General features: G+C 65.9%; 14 protein-coding genes. 5 read left to right on the top strand and 9 right to left on the bottom strand.

Annotated elements, in window-relative coordinates:
* The first annotated feature begins 30 nt into the window (after positions 1 to 30).
* The 3 genes from FHT98_RS13665 to FHT98_RS13655 are packed head-to-tail and all read left to right on the top strand — an operon-like array spanning position 31 to position 2,740.
* A complete protein-coding gene (locus tag FHT98_RS13665; protein WP_142114371.1) occupies positions 31 to 978 on the top strand; it encodes an isoaspartyl peptidase/L-asparaginase family protein in 948 nt (315 codons plus the stop codon).
* Positions 975 to 2,012 carry a ketopantoate reductase family protein gene (locus FHT98_RS13660; protein ID WP_142114370.1) on the top strand — a complete coding sequence of 346 codons (1,038 nt, stop codon included), beginning with the start codon at positions 975 to 977 and terminating at the stop codon, positions 2,010 to 2,012. Before FHT98_RS13665 ends, FHT98_RS13660 begins: the two co-directional genes overlap by 4 nt.
* Positions 1,985 to 2,740, top strand: coding sequence for an SDR family NAD(P)-dependent oxidoreductase (locus FHT98_RS13655; protein ID WP_113586133.1), 756 nt, complete (start codon positions 1,985 to 1,987; stop codon positions 2,738 to 2,740). Before FHT98_RS13660 ends, FHT98_RS13655 begins: the two co-directional genes overlap by 28 nt.
* A gap of 122 nt (positions 2,741 to 2,862) precedes the next feature.
* Here FHT98_RS13655 and FHT98_RS13650 read toward each other — a convergent pair whose 3' ends face one another.
* Genes FHT98_RS13650 through FHT98_RS13635 form a run of 4 tightly spaced genes read right to left on the bottom strand, consistent with a single transcriptional unit; the run spans position 2,863 to position 4,787 of the window.
* On the bottom strand, positions 2,863 to 3,297 hold the full coding sequence (locus FHT98_RS13650) for a VOC family protein (RefSeq protein ID WP_142114369.1): 435 nt from the start codon (positions 3,295 to 3,297) through the stop codon (positions 2,863 to 2,865).
* A gap of 32 nt (positions 3,298 to 3,329) precedes the next feature.
* Positions 3,330 to 3,812, bottom strand: coding sequence for a DUF1579 domain-containing protein (locus tag FHT98_RS13645; protein ID WP_142114368.1), 483 nt, complete (start codon positions 3,810 to 3,812; stop codon positions 3,330 to 3,332).
* Positions 3,813 to 3,853: 41 nt separating this feature from the next.
* Positions 3,854 to 4,399, bottom strand: a complete 546-nt coding sequence (locus FHT98_RS13640; RefSeq protein WP_091857764.1) for an SRPBCC family protein — start codon at positions 4,397 to 4,399, stop codon at positions 3,854 to 3,856.
* Between the two features lie 40 nt (positions 4,400 to 4,439).
* Positions 4,440 to 4,787, bottom strand: coding sequence for an ArsR/SmtB family transcription factor (locus FHT98_RS13635; RefSeq protein ID WP_091857767.1), 348 nt, complete (start codon positions 4,785 to 4,787; stop codon positions 4,440 to 4,442).
* A gap of 154 nt (positions 4,788 to 4,941) precedes the next feature.
* Between FHT98_RS13635 and FHT98_RS13630 the strand changes: the two genes are divergently transcribed.
* The gene (locus tag FHT98_RS13630) at positions 4,942 to 6,396 is read left to right on the top strand and encodes an AMP nucleosidase (protein WP_142114367.1); all 1,455 of its coding nucleotides are present in this window, start codon (positions 4,942 to 4,944) and stop codon (positions 6,394 to 6,396) included.
* 7 nt (positions 6,397 to 6,403) lie between these two features.
* Here the strand turns inward: FHT98_RS13630 and ubiB are convergent, their stop codons facing one another.
* On the bottom strand, positions 6,404 to 7,960 hold the full coding sequence (gene ubiB / locus FHT98_RS13625; RefSeq protein WP_142114366.1) for a 2-polyprenylphenol 6-hydroxylase: 1,557 nt from the start codon (positions 7,958 to 7,960) through the stop codon (positions 6,404 to 6,406).
* A 16-nt stretch (positions 7,961 to 7,976) separates the two neighbouring features.
* Entirely contained in the window at positions 7,977 to 8,753 is a 777-nt protein-coding gene (gene ubiE / locus FHT98_RS13620) for a bifunctional demethylmenaquinone methyltransferase/2-methoxy-6-polyprenyl-1,4-benzoquinol methylase UbiE (protein ID WP_142114365.1), read from the bottom strand.
* 99 nt (positions 8,754 to 8,852) lie between these two features.
* Here ubiE and mutM point away from each other — a divergent pair, with 99 nt between their 5' ends.
* Entirely contained in the window at positions 8,853 to 9,749 is an 897-nt protein-coding gene (gene mutM, locus FHT98_RS13615) for a bifunctional DNA-formamidopyrimidine glycosylase/DNA-(apurinic or apyrimidinic site) lyase (RefSeq protein WP_091857310.1), read from the top strand.
* A gap of 75 nt (positions 9,750 to 9,824) precedes the next feature.
* Here mutM and FHT98_RS13610 read toward each other — a convergent pair whose 3' ends face one another.
* From FHT98_RS13610 to FHT98_RS13600, 3 genes are all read right to left on the bottom strand, one after another.
* Positions 9,825 to 10,418, bottom strand: a complete 594-nt coding sequence (locus FHT98_RS13610; protein WP_142114364.1) for a class I SAM-dependent methyltransferase — start codon at positions 10,416 to 10,418, stop codon at positions 9,825 to 9,827.
* Positions 10,419 to 10,595: 177 nt separating this feature from the next.
* Entirely contained in the window at positions 10,596 to 11,789 is a 1,194-nt protein-coding gene (locus FHT98_RS13605) for an HlyD family secretion protein (protein ID WP_142114363.1), read from the bottom strand.
* Positions 11,786 to 12,223: a hypothetical protein gene (locus tag FHT98_RS13600; RefSeq protein WP_185745155.1), complete on the bottom strand. Its 438-nt coding sequence runs from the start codon at positions 12,221 to 12,223 to the stop codon at positions 11,786 to 11,788. Before FHT98_RS13600 ends, FHT98_RS13605 begins: the two co-directional genes overlap by 4 nt.
* Between the last annotated feature and the right edge of the window lie 80 nt (positions 12,224 to 12,303).

The following is a 12,303-nucleotide window of genomic DNA, read 5'->3' as shown; positions in this document are numbered from 1 at the left end:
CACGCCTTCAAGACCCGACAGGATACCGATATGACCCTCGCGCTTGCCATCCACGGCGGCTGCGGCACGCTGCCGAAGGCCGAGATGACGGAGGGCGAATGGGCCCAGGCCCGGTCCGACCTCGCCAGTGCGCTCCGCGCCGGCTGGGCGATCCTGAGCAAGGGTGGCGCGGCGGTCGACGCCGTCGAGGCGGCCGTGCGGGTGATGGAGGATTCCCCGCATTTCAACGCCGGCCATGGCGCAGCCTTCAACAGCGAGGGCGAGCACGAGCTCGACGCCTCGATCATGGACGGGGCGACGCTCGCCGCCGGCGCGATCTGCGGGGCCAAGCGCATCCGCAACCCGATCAGCGCCGCCAAGGCACTGATGCTGCGCGGCGACCCGCTGATGCTCGCCGGGCCCGCCGCCGACGACTTCGCCGAGCATGACGGCGTCGACACCGTCGAGAACGAGCATTTCTCGACCGAGCGCCGGCGCAAGAACCTCGCCTCGATGAAGCTGCGCGAGATCGTCGGCACCGCCGCCGAGGCGAGCGAGGCCGAGAAGCATGGCACGGTCGGCGCCGTCGCCTGCGACGCGCAGGGCCATCTCGCCGCCGCGACCTCGACCGGCGGCTACACCAACAAGCCAGTCGGCCGCGTCGGCGATTCCCCGATCATCGGCGCCGGCACCTATGCCCGCGACGGGCGCTGTGCCGTCTCCGGCACCGGCAAGGGCGAGTATTTCATCCGCTATTGCGTCGGCCACGAGATCGCGTCGCTGATCGCCTATAAGGGCCTCTCGCTGGAAGCGGCGACGGACGCGGTCCTGGCCGAACTGTCCGAGCACAGGATCGGCGCCGGGCTGGTCGCGGTCGGTGCCGACGGCACGGTCGTCGCGCCCTACAACACCGAGGGCATGTATCGGGGCTGGGTGACGGCGGACGGGCTCGTCCATGTCGCGACCCACGACCATGTCGAATTGGCGGGGCAGGCGTGAGCGAACCCATCCTGATCTGGGGCGCAGGCGCCATCGGCGGCACGCTCGGTGCCTATTGGGCGCGCGCCGGCGTGCCGATTCTGCTCGTCGATATCGTGCCGGAGCATGTCGAGGCCTGCCGCACGCGCGGGCTCGCCATTTCCGGGCCGGTCGAGGAATTTACGCAGGTCGTGCCGGCCGCGACGCCGGGTGAACTGACCGGCCGCTACAGCCGCATCGTGCTCGCGGTGAAGGCTGGCGCGACGGAAGCTGCGCTCGCCGCGCTGAAGCCGCATCTGACTGACGACGGCTTCGTGCTCTCCGCCCAGAACGGCCTGAACGAACTCGCCATCGCCAAGGCGGTCGGCGAACAGCGCACCATGGGCTGCTTCGTCAATTTCGGTGCCGACTGGCTCGGGCCGGGCGAAATCCTCTACGGCAATCGCGGTGCGACGGTCGTCGGCGAACTCGACGGCTCGATCAGTGAACGCGCCGTCGAGATGCACCGGCTGATGAGGCTGTTCGAGCCGGACGCGATCCTGACCGACAACATCTTCGGCTATCTCTGGGGCAAGCTAGCCTATGGCGCGATGCTGTTCGCCACCGCCCTGACCGACGATTCGATGTCGGCGAACTTTTCGGACCCGGAACGGCTGCCGGTCTGGCTCGCGCTCGGACGCGAGGTCGGGGCTGTCGCGGCCAGACGTGGCGTGACCTCGCTCGGCTTCGGCGAATTCGACCCGATGGTGTTCGCACCCGGCCGACCGGAAGGGCCGCAGATCGAAACGATCAACTGGCTCGCGCATTACACTTCGCAAACCGCCAAGACCCATTCCGGCATCTGGCGCGATCTCGCCGTGCGCAAGCGGAAGACCGAAGTCGATCCGCAGATCGGCGTCATCGCCACGCTCGGCCGCGAGGTCGGCATCGCGACGCCCGCGATCGAGACGCTGGTCTCGCTGATCCACGACATCGAGGACGGCCGCCGCCCGATGGCCTTTGAGACGCTGAAAGTGCTGGTCGACCAATGCAGATCCGCTTCGACAACCGCGTAGCCCTCGTCACCGGCGCAGCCCAGGGCATCGGGCGCGCGATCGCCGTCGCGTTGGCCGAGGCCGGGGCGCGGGTCCACCTCGCCGATATCGATGCGGCGGGGGTGCAGGCCACGGCGAAGGAGATCGGCGCGACCGGACATGCGGCCGATCTCGGCTCGCCCGATGCGGCGCAGGCGCTGGTGCGCGCGATCGTGGCGGCCGATGGCAAGCTCGATCTTCTCGTCCATGCTGCCGGCGGCGTGCGCGGGCAGGTCGGCGGGGCGATCGAGGCGGTTTCCGAGGAAGACTGGCGCGTGATCTTCGCCGCCAATGTCGATGCGGCCTTCTTCCTGGCGCAGGCGGCAGCGCCCGTGATGAAGCAGGCCGGCTATGGGCGGATCGTGACGATCTCGTCGGGCGCGGGCTTGAGGCCAAGCCTCACCGGCATCCAGGCCTATGCCAGCGCCAAGCATGCGCTGGTCGGCCTGACGAAGCAGCTCGCCTGGGAATTCGGGCCGCATGGCATCACCGTGAATTCGGTGGCGCCGGGCTTCGTGCGCTCCAACCCCGCGACCGAGCGGCAATGGCAGAGCTACGGGCCTGAGGGGCAGAAAAAGCTGGTCGAGAGCATCCATACCCGCCGGCTCGGTACGCCCCAGGATATCGCCAACGCCACGCTGTTCTTCCTGAGCGAGCAGGCCGGCTGGATTTCAGGGCAGGTGCTCTCCGTGGATGGCGGGCGGTCGTAGAGACGGCTGGAGCACGTCGTCATGCTCGGGCTTGGCCCGAGCATCTCGTCCCGAAGGAGGCTCCAGCGCCTTGTTCTGAGTGAGATTCTCGGGCCAAGCCCGAGAATGACGCCACCCCTATCTCAGCCGCAATTCGCCTGATCCGCCGGCATCTCGGCACCGACCATCCAGCTCGTGCCGAAACGGTCGGTCAGCATGCCGAAGCGCGGCGACCAGAAGGTCTCGGCCATCGGCATGGCGATCCTGATGGCTCCTTCGGCGAGGCCGGCGAAGATGCGGTCGGCCTCCTCGGGCGTCTTCACCCCGACGCTGACGGAGACCGAGCGCATCGGCCCGTCGCTCTGATTGGGCGGCGCGTCGGAGGCCATCAGCATCTGGCCATCGATCTCCAGGCAGGCATGCAGGATCTTGTCCCGCCATTCCGGCGCGACATGCTCCTCGGCCGGCGTGCCCTTGTGGTCCATCATGGCCAGCATCTTGCCGCCGAGAACCTTCTCGTAATGGGTGAAGGCCTCGCGGCAATTGCCTTCGAACATCAGATAGGTCGAGAGTTTCATCGCGTATCCTCCTGCGTGCTTACGGGAAGCGTTCAGCGCTTGCGGTAATACTGGGCGGCCATGAACTCGGCCCACTGGCCGTCGGCCCCAAGCGCACGCGAGGTCAGGGTGCGGTGGTCAGGCGACAGAAAGGTGATGACGTCCTGATATTTCGCCATCGAGCCGTCGCCGGTCATGCTCGGCCCCTCGGTGTCGAGGACCAGCGACTTGCCGTCGTCCGAGAGCGCGCCGTCATAGGTCCACATCATCGTCATCATCGAGGCGACGAAGCTGCCGACGAAGCGGCCCTTGGCCGGGTCGAAGCCGAGCGTCATCAGGCTGGTGACCGGCTTGCCGTCCGGCCCTTCGCCCTGCCCCTCGCCGAGCGTCCAGAGCCCGCCGAGCGAGCGCACGCTCTCCGTCCCCTTCGACGAGGATGGCGGCTGATCCGGGCCCATCGAGCAGTTCATCTCGGCAGTCCAGTCACCGATCAACTGGTGGAGCCACTCATGTTCCTTCTGCGGTTCGCCCATCATGGTTTCTCTCCTCTGGTTTTTGGTTCTCTGGGTGATCGGGATCAGGCGGGGCGCTCGGCCGCGGCCTTCATGGCCTTGAGACCGGCCTCGAAATCGCCGCCGACCATGCGGTCCATGTCCATGAAGACATGGATGATCTTGCCGATGAAGGGCGTCGGGCCGGTCATGATCCAGGTCACGTTCGTACCCTGGCTCTGTGGCGTCAGCGCGAAGACGACATCGTTATGCGCCTCGAAGGGCTTGAGGAAATCGAGCTTGAGCGCGAGCTTGCCCGGCGCCTGCGCCTCGGTGATGCGCATGCTGCCCTCGCCGACATTCTTGTCGCCGGCCCAGGCATAGGTCGCGCCAACGCCGGTCTCGGGGCCGCCGAAGGTCCGCTTCATCGCCGGGTCCTTCTTCTCCCAGGGCGACCAGGCGCTCCAGGCCCGGAAATCGGCGATCAGCGGATAGATGCGCTCCGGCGCGGCATTGATCGCGATGGAGCGGGTGACCTGAAAGGTATCGGGCTTGCGGGCGGCGAGGATGAGCACGACGACGAGGCCAGTCGCGAGAAGGCCGAGCAGGCCGAGAAGAATGGTCTTGAGCATGACGAACACCTGAAATGGGGCTGAAGGAATGGCTTCGGCGTCAAACGCCTGATTTATCGGGTGGTCTCGCCTTGATCGCGCGGAGCATCTCGTCCAGCCGCCCCAGGCTCTGGTCCCAGAAACGGCTGTAATGCTCCAGCCATTGCGAGACATCCTGCAGCGGGCCGGGATCGAGCCGGCAAGGTCGCCACTGGGCTTCCTTCCCCCGCGTGATCAGCCCGGCACGCTCCAGCACCTTCAGGTGCTTGGAAACCGCGGGAAGGCTCATCGCGAAGGGCTCGGCGAGTTCCTTCACCGAACTCTCGCCTTGCGACAGCCGGGCCAGGATGGCGCGGCGCGTCGGATCGGCGAGGGCTGCGAAGGTCAGGCTGAGCGGGTCCGTCGACATCACATGAAACCGATCAGTTAATTAACTGATCGGTTTACTAACTACATTCCTCCTGCCTGTCAACCATGCCGGCCGCAAGCTGGCGCGGGCCACCGCCGGTTGTTGTCAGGAGCGGCGCCCCACGGCTAGAACCAGTGCAATACGAGGAGGGTTCATGAGCTTCGAGACCGCAGCGACACCGGAAGCCGCCGTGGACCGGCTCGAACGGCTCTATGACGAGGCGCGCTCGGCCCTGCGCGGCGACCTGCAGCGCTTCTTCGACACCGGCGAGGCGCCGACGCCCGATGACCGGGAGCGCTATCGCTACCCGATGCTGCGCGTGACCTACGAGCCCTCGAGGCTGCCGGCGGCGACGCGGCGCGGCTATGCCAAATTCGCGGTGCCCGGCATCTATTCGACCACGGTGACGCAGCCGGCCGAGTTCCGCACCTATCTGCTCGACCAGTTGAAGCCGCTCGTCGCCGAATATGGCGCGACGATCGAGACGGGCGTCAGCACGCAGGAAATCCCCTACCCCTACGCGCTCGAAGGCGGCGACGAGCTGGGGCGCGGCAAGATCACGGCAGCCGAGCTTGCACGCCATTTCCCGACGCCGCTGCTGGCGCTGGTCGGGGACGAGATTGCGGACGGCAGCTATGAATTGATCGAGGGCGAGCCACGCCCGCTTTCGCTGTTCGACGCGGTCCGGGTCGACTATTCGCTGCGGCGGCTGGTGCATTACACCGGCACCGACTGGCGGGCCGTGCAGCCCTGGGTGCTGCTCACCAACTACCATCGCTATGTCGACCAGTTCGTCCGGCTCGGCCTCGCCGAGATCGAGGCCGGCACGGCCGAGGCGCTGATCGCACCGGGCGGCATCCGCATCGACAAGGACGGGATCGACGTCTCGGCCGCCGAGCGGGTGATGTCGGCGCCCTGGCACCGCTTCCAGATGCCGGCCTATCACCTGATCCGAAAGGGCGGCGAGGGCGTGACGCTGGTCAATATCGGCGTCGGCCCTTCCAACGCGAAGAACATCACCGACCATCTCGCAGTGCTCAGGCCGAATTGCTGGCTGATGGTCGGCCATTGCGGGGGCCTGCGCCAGACCCAGATCATCGGCGATTATGTGCTGGCCCATGCCTATCTCCGGCAGGACCGCATCCTCGACGACCTCGTGCCGCCGGATATCCCGATCCCGGCGCTCGCGGAGGTGCAGGTCGCGCTCCAGCAGGCGGCGGCCGACATCACCGGCGAAAAGGGCGACCGGCTGAAGCAGCGCCTGCGCACCGGCACCGTCGTGACCCAGGACGACCGCAACTGGGAATTGCAATGGACCAAGGAGCGGCGGCGCATCAACCTGTCGCGCGCCATCGCGGTCGACATGGAATCCGGCACGATCGCGGCCCAAGGGTATCGGCTGCGCGTGCCCTATGGCACCTTGCTCTGCGTCTCCGACAAGCCGCTCCACGGCGAGATCAAGCTGCCCGGCGCCGCCAACGCCTTCTACGAGCGCGCCGTCGGCGAGCATCTGCGGATCGGGCTCGATGCGCTGGAGAAGCTCAAGGAAGCGGGCGCCACGATCCATTCGCGCAAGCTCAGGAGCTTCGACGAGCCGCCGTTCCGGTAAGCGCTGCTCAGCCGAACAGACCGTAGGCTAAGAGCCCCGCAATCACCCAGAGCGCGAGATTGCCCCAGCGGTTGCGCCGGGCTTCGGCCCGGCCGATCGCCTCGACGCTGCGCTCGTCGAGCGAGAAGCCGTGGCGCGAGGCATCCTCGAGCTGGCCGAGCACGCGCTCGGCGCGGATGACCGTGTCAGGCAGGCTCGCGAGCGAGCCGAGCAGGGAGCGGGCGCCACGCCCGGCCTCTTCCAGACGGCCGAGCGGACCGAGATTATGGGTGATCCAGGACCGCACCACCGGATCGGCCGTGCCCCACATGTCGAGATGGGGATCGAGCGTGCGCGCCACGCCCTCGACCACCACCATGGTCTTCTGCAGCATGACGAGCTCGGTGCGCGTCGCCATGTCGAACATGCCGGTGATCTCGAAGAGCAGGGTCAGGACCTTGGCCATCGAGATCTGGTCGGCGCTCTTGTCGTGGATAGGCTCGCCGACCGCGCGGATCGCCTGGGCGAAATCGGCGACGTCGTGATGGGCCGGGACATAGCCCGCCTCGAAATGCACCTGCGCCACGCGTGTGTAGTTGCGGGTGATGAAGCCGAGCAGGATTTCCGCGAGGAAGCGCCGCTCCTTCAGGCCGAGCCGGCCCATGATGCCGCCATCGACCGCGACGAGGCGCCCCTCCGCATCGACGAAGAGGTTTCCGGGATGCATGTCGGCATGGAAGAAGCCGTCGCGGATCGCATGCTTCAGGAAGGACTGGATGATGTTGCGGGCGAGCTCCGGCAGATCGTGGCCGGCGGCACGCAGGCCCTCGACATCGGAGAGGCGGACGCCGTCGATCCATTCGTCGACCAGCATCTCCCGCGCCGTGAGCTGCCAGTCCGGCTCCGGCACGCGGAAATCGGTGTCGCCCTTGGTATTCTCCGCGAATTCGGAGAGGGCGGCGGCTTCCAGCCGCAGGTCCATCTCCATCGCGACCGAGCGCGCCAGGGTCTCGACCACGCCGCTGAAGCGCAGCCGCCGCGCCTCCGCCGAGCGTGCTTCCGCCGTTTCGGCGCCGAAACGCATCGCGGCGAGATCGCGGTTGAAGCGGTCGCGGATGCCGGGCCTGAGGATCTTGACCGCGACCTCGCGGCCGTCCTTCAGGCGGGCGCGATGAACCTGAGCAATCGAGGCGGCGGCGACCGGCTCGCTGAATTCGACGAAGAGATCTTCGAGCTTTCCGCCATGCGCGGCTTCGACGATGGCGCGCGCTTCCGCCATCGGGAAGGCCGGCATCCGGTCCTGCAGGGCCGAGAGGTCCTGCGCGATCCTCATGCCGACGACATCGGGCCGCGTCGCCAGGAACTGGCCGAACTTCACATAGGAGGGACCGAGCCGGGTCATCGCCGCCGCGAGCCTTGTCGCGGAGGAGCCAGCGCCGCGGCGCTCGATCAGGCGGCCGACGCGGATCAGCCCGCGCGCCAGCGGCGGCAGCACGGAGGGGTCGACCAGCGCCAGCGCACCCTCGCGCGCCAGCACGAAGCCGACGCGCGCGCCGCGCAGCATGTGGAAGAAGGACGAGATCATGCTGCCTGAGCCAGCATCACAGCTTCCAGCCGGAATGCAGCGCCACGACGCCGCCGGTCATCGGCGTGAACTTCGCGCGGCGGAAGCCGGCATCCTCGATCATGTTGGCGAAAGTCTGCGGCTTCGGGAACTTGCGGATCGATTCGACGAGATACTGATAGGGCTCGGCCTCGCCGGTGACCATGCGGCCCATCGGCGGGATGACCTTGAAGGAATAAGTCTCGTAGATCTTGTCGAGCAGGGGGACGTCGACATGGCTGAATTCGAGGCAGAGGAAGCGCCCGCCGCGCTTCAGCACGCGATAGGCCTCGGCCAGCGCCTTGTCGATCTGCGGCACGTTCCGGATGCCGAAGGCGATGGTGTAGCAGTCGAAATGGTTGTCCGGCAGGCCGAGCTCTTCGGCATTGCCCTGGACGAAGCGGATGCGATCATTGTCCGGGAAGCGCTTGTCGGCGCGCTCGCGCCCGACGCGCAGCATGTCGGCGTTGATGTCGAGCACGGTGACATCGGTCTCGGGGCCGCCGGCCTCCAGCACCGAGAAGGCGACATCGCCCGTGCCGCCGGCCACGTCGAGATGATGGAAGGGGCGATCCTTCGCAGGATTGATCGCGGTCAGCAGCGCGCTCTTCCAGGCCCGGTGGAGCCCGCCCGACATCAGATCGTTCATCAGGTCATAGCGGTTGGCGACCTTGTGGAAGACGTCGTCGACCTTGGCCTGCTTCTCGGCGAGCTTCACCGTCTCGAAGCCGAAATGGGTGGTGTCCCCGGGTCCGGTATTCTGGGCTGCTGTCACGTTTCTGGCCGCTCTTGTGTTTGGCTGAAGCGATGAATAGCCAAAGGTTGCGGGCTTGTCGCGGCCCGTCTCGACGCAGGCTTTACGAAGGTCGTTGATATGCCGGAGCTACCCGAGGTCGAAACCGTCCGGCGCGGGCTGGAGCCCGCTATGCTGGGCGAGCGCTTCCAACGCGTCGAGTTGCGCCGGCCGGATCTGCGCTTCCCCCTGCCCGAGCGCTTCGCCGAGCGGCTGACCGGGCGGCGGATTGACGCCCTGTCGCGGCGGGCGAAATATCTGATCGCCGATCTCGACGACGGCGCGGCGCTCGTGATGCATCTGGGCATGAGCGGGCGCTTCATCGTCGAGGCGCCCGGAACGCCCCCGACCGAGCCCGGCTCCTATTATAATGAGATCGGCCGGCACCTGATCCACGACCATGTCGTGTTCGAGATGGGGACGGGCGCGCGCGTCACCTATAACGACGTGCGCCGCTTCGGCTTCATGGACATTCTGCCGCGCAACGAGCTCGAGACCTGCAGACACTTCGCCGGGATGGGCATCGAGCCGCTCGGCAACGAACTCTCCGGCGAGACGCTGGCAAAACTCTTCGCGGGCAAGTTCGCGCCGCTGAAGGCCGCGCTGCTCGACCAGCGGCTCGTGGCGGGCTTAGGCAATATCTATGTCTGCGAAGCCTTGTTCCGGGCCGGCCTCCATCCGGAGGCGGAAGCGGGAACGATCGCGACCCCGACGGGGCGACCGCGCGAGAAGGCCCATGAGCTCGCCCGCATCATCCGCGAGGTGCTGGAGGAGGCAGTCGCGGCCGGCGGCTCGACGCTGCGCGACTTCGCCCATGCCGACGGCTCGCTCGGCTATTTCCAGCACCGCTTCAAGGTCTATGATCGCGAGGGCGAGGTTTGCGTCACGCCGGGCTGCGGGAAGCTGGTGAAGCGGCTGGTGCAATCGGGACGCTCGACGTTTTATTGCGAGAGCTGCCAGAAGCGGGCCGTTCGCTAGCGGTCCGATGTCCGCTTAGGGTTGGAAGCGGAAATCGATGGCAGCGCCTCCACCTTCTCCGAGGCACCCCTAAGCTCACGATATCAACTTGTCGTAACCGACAAACGTGAACATGCGTTCGCCCAGCACGAGAGGGGAAGGTTTTCCCCGAAACTGGTGGACCCCGACGGCCAACTCTGTCTCGGGGGCAGATAGCCAATGTTGTTCGAAGTCTAGCCTTTCGAACCGTCGACAAATCATGGGCACCCGATCCGGCTTTCGGCGGTGGCGGGTCCAGATAACGCGTCCACCAGTTGCGCACAGATGCGGACAGCGGTCGATCGTGCGCTCGATATCACCATCATGGATGTTGCCGAACACGCCGCAGATCAGCACGAGATGCGCTGGCGTCATGCCGCGATAATGATCGCTGATCGACGCGTCAGCGGTCATGACCTCGATCTGATGAAGTCCGCTGGAGAAGGCGAGCCGCTCGGCAAACTCCGTATTCCGACGGTCCAGCTCGACAAGGCGGGCCTGAACGTCATTCCGGCGCGGATGACCCTGCAGGACCTCGAGCAAATCCCGGCCTTGGCCTGCGCACAGGCTGATTACGCGGATCGGACCCGGATCGCAGCTGTTGAGAGCAAGGTCGATTTGCGCTTGAACAGTCCGCAGTCGCTCGGCCATCCGTGAGTGGGGAGTGTCGTATTTGCCGTGCCAAGTTTGCCAATCCACAACGGCCTCGGATCAAAACGTCGCCTCACACAGAGTAGCCTCTGCTACGATGCCTGCAACGGGTCGGCAGCCGCCATTGGCGTCCGCCCGGCAATGCACCAGCCAAAGCTCGCGTCGACGCGGCGTTGGCTAATGGCTGCCTCCGGCAAGACCGATTCCGGCGATCAGTGCGCCCCACACCTTCAGGCGCAAGCCGACAGCCTTGACCACGCCCGTGGCCGCGATCAGGTGCCCCGTGAATCCGCCGAGATCGTTGGTGTAGGTCTGAACGATACAGCCGGTACCGTCGACCATGATCTTCTCTTGGTCCTTATGCTCAAGCTCCAGATAGACCAGAAGCGATCCGCGCGTGACTCGCTGGCTGAGATCGATCAGTTGCCCTCCCGGCACGATCTGGCCGGTCGCTATCGCCGGCTGAATGTGGCGGACCCGTGCAGGGAGGACCGTGTTGCTGAAGCTCAGGCCGATATTGGTGTCGCAGGAAATTTCCGCTGGCATCCCTTCGTAGAGGGCTGAACGCGCGACCTGGGGAAAGCCCGCCGTGATTCTCAGCGGAAGATCGTTCGGGCGGTCGGGAATGATCACCATCGCGGGGCTCAATATCAGCGTGGACGCGGGGCTTCCCGTGCTCATGGCCAATTGGGTCACGACGCCATCGGTGAACGAGCGCACCTCGGTCATCCCCAACGCAACCTTGGCGCTTTCCAGAGCGGCCTCGGCAGCTTTTCGCTGCGCCGGGATGGTTTGGGAAATCTCGGCCTGGGCCAGGCTTTGTTGTGCCTGCGCCGACGCCAGATTGGCCTCGCCGATCGCGAAGGAAGACTCCGCCAGGCGCACGGCTTCCCTTGTGCCGGAGTTCCTGGCGACCAGAGCCTGCGCGTTTTCGAGGTCGCCTTTCAGCTTGTCCAGCGAAGCGCTCGACACGGCCACGCTCGCCTCCGCGACCTTCAGAGTGTCAGAGGCTTTGGCCGCGGCGGCCGTGATCTTGTCGAATTCGGCCTCCGCCTGCTTCAGCGCCGCCTTCTGGGTGTTGTTCTCGATCCGGAAAAGCAGATCGCCGACAGAGACCCTCTGCATGTTCCTGACGGCGACCTCCGTGACCGGGCCGCTCGTCTGCGCGACGATCGATACGGTGCGGTAAGGCAGGAGACCGGAATAGGACTTCGGATGGAAATAGAAGATCGTGACGAACAGTAAGAATGCGAGGAAGGCCCACAGGAACACCGCCGTGCGCATGTTCCAAACGGTCATGGCTTCGCCACGACGCTTCAACTGGTAGTAGCGGAAGATCGCCGGAAAGGAGGTCAGAAGGAGCTCGATCATTTCTGCCCCCCTTCGGCCGGGGCAGGGCCGGCAACGACCGCAACCTCCGGAGATCCCGCTCCGACGGCCACCGGCGAGACGACGGCGTGCCCTTCGCCCGCGCCTTCACCTTCGTGAATTCGCGGAACGTGGAAGCGCGACCAGTCCGCCATCAAGGCGATAAGGATTGCGCTCAGCGGAAGGAAAACGTGGAAATGCTCGAGCGGAAAGACTTCGTAGAGCAGGGCGATTGCCAACAATGTCGGGATTGTCTTTGCAAGCGGGGTGCCCTTCGAGCTGTGTTCGGCCCAACGGTCGAACGCAGCATAGAGTGTCACGATCCCGTACAGCGCGAGGCAGATGAGTGCCAAAGCCACCCACGCCAACATGTCGGTCTCGCCTGGAGCGGTGAACCAGGATGGGCTTGAGTGCCCGAGACTGGCTTCTGTCGCCATAAAACAACCCCTTAGCAAGCAATACGCGGCAGCCTATCAGGCGTTCGTATACGAACTGCGAATTGTAAGCGCGTTAGGAC

Origin of the sequence: Allobosea sp. AK1 (assembly GCF_006714945.1) — a bacterium.
In the GTDB taxonomy this organism is placed as follows: Bacteria; Pseudomonadota; Alphaproteobacteria; order Rhizobiales; family Beijerinckiaceae; genus Allobosea; species Allobosea robiniae.
The sequence above is the reverse complement of the archived record's forward strand: the minus strand, read 5'-3'. Positions and strand labels throughout refer to the sequence as shown.

Coding starts and splice junctions, on each gene's coding strand:
- FHT98_RS13665 (WP_142114371.1), top strand. CDS start 31: ATGACCCTCGCGCTTGCCATCCACGGCGGCTGCGGCACGCTGCCGAAG.
- FHT98_RS13655 (WP_113586133.1), top strand. CDS start 1,985: ATGCAGATCCGCTTCGACAACCGCGTAGCCCTCGTCACCGGCGCAGCC.
- FHT98_RS13650 (WP_142114369.1), bottom strand. CDS start 3,297: ATGAAACTCTCGACCTATCTGATGTTCGAAGGCAATTGCCGCGAGGCC.
- FHT98_RS13645 (WP_142114368.1), bottom strand. CDS start 3,812: ATGATGGGCGAACCGCAGAAGGAACATGAGTGGCTCCACCAGTTGATC.
- FHT98_RS13640 (WP_091857764.1), bottom strand. CDS start 4,399: ATGCTCAAGACCATTCTTCTCGGCCTGCTCGGCCTTCTCGCGACTGGC.
- FHT98_RS13635 (WP_091857767.1), bottom strand. CDS start 4,787: ATGTCGACGGACCCGCTCAGCCTGACCTTCGCAGCCCTCGCCGATCCG.
- FHT98_RS13630 (WP_142114367.1), top strand. CDS start 4,942: ATGAGCTTCGAGACCGCAGCGACACCGGAAGCCGCCGTGGACCGGCTC.
- ubiB (WP_142114366.1), bottom strand. CDS start 7,960: ATGATCTCGTCCTTCTTCCACATGCTGCGCGGCGCGCGCGTCGGCTTC.
- mutM (WP_091857310.1), top strand. CDS start 8,853: ATGCCGGAGCTACCCGAGGTCGAAACCGTCCGGCGCGGGCTGGAGCCC.
- FHT98_RS13610 (WP_142114364.1), bottom strand. CDS start 10,418: ATGGCCGAGCGACTGCGGACTGTTCAAGCGCAAATCGACCTTGCTCTC.
- FHT98_RS13605 (WP_142114363.1), bottom strand. CDS start 11,789: ATGATCGAGCTCCTTCTGACCTCCTTTCCGGCGATCTTCCGCTACTAC.
- FHT98_RS13600 (WP_185745155.1), bottom strand. CDS start 12,223: ATGGCGACAGAAGCCAGTCTCGGGCACTCAAGCCCATCCTGGTTCACC.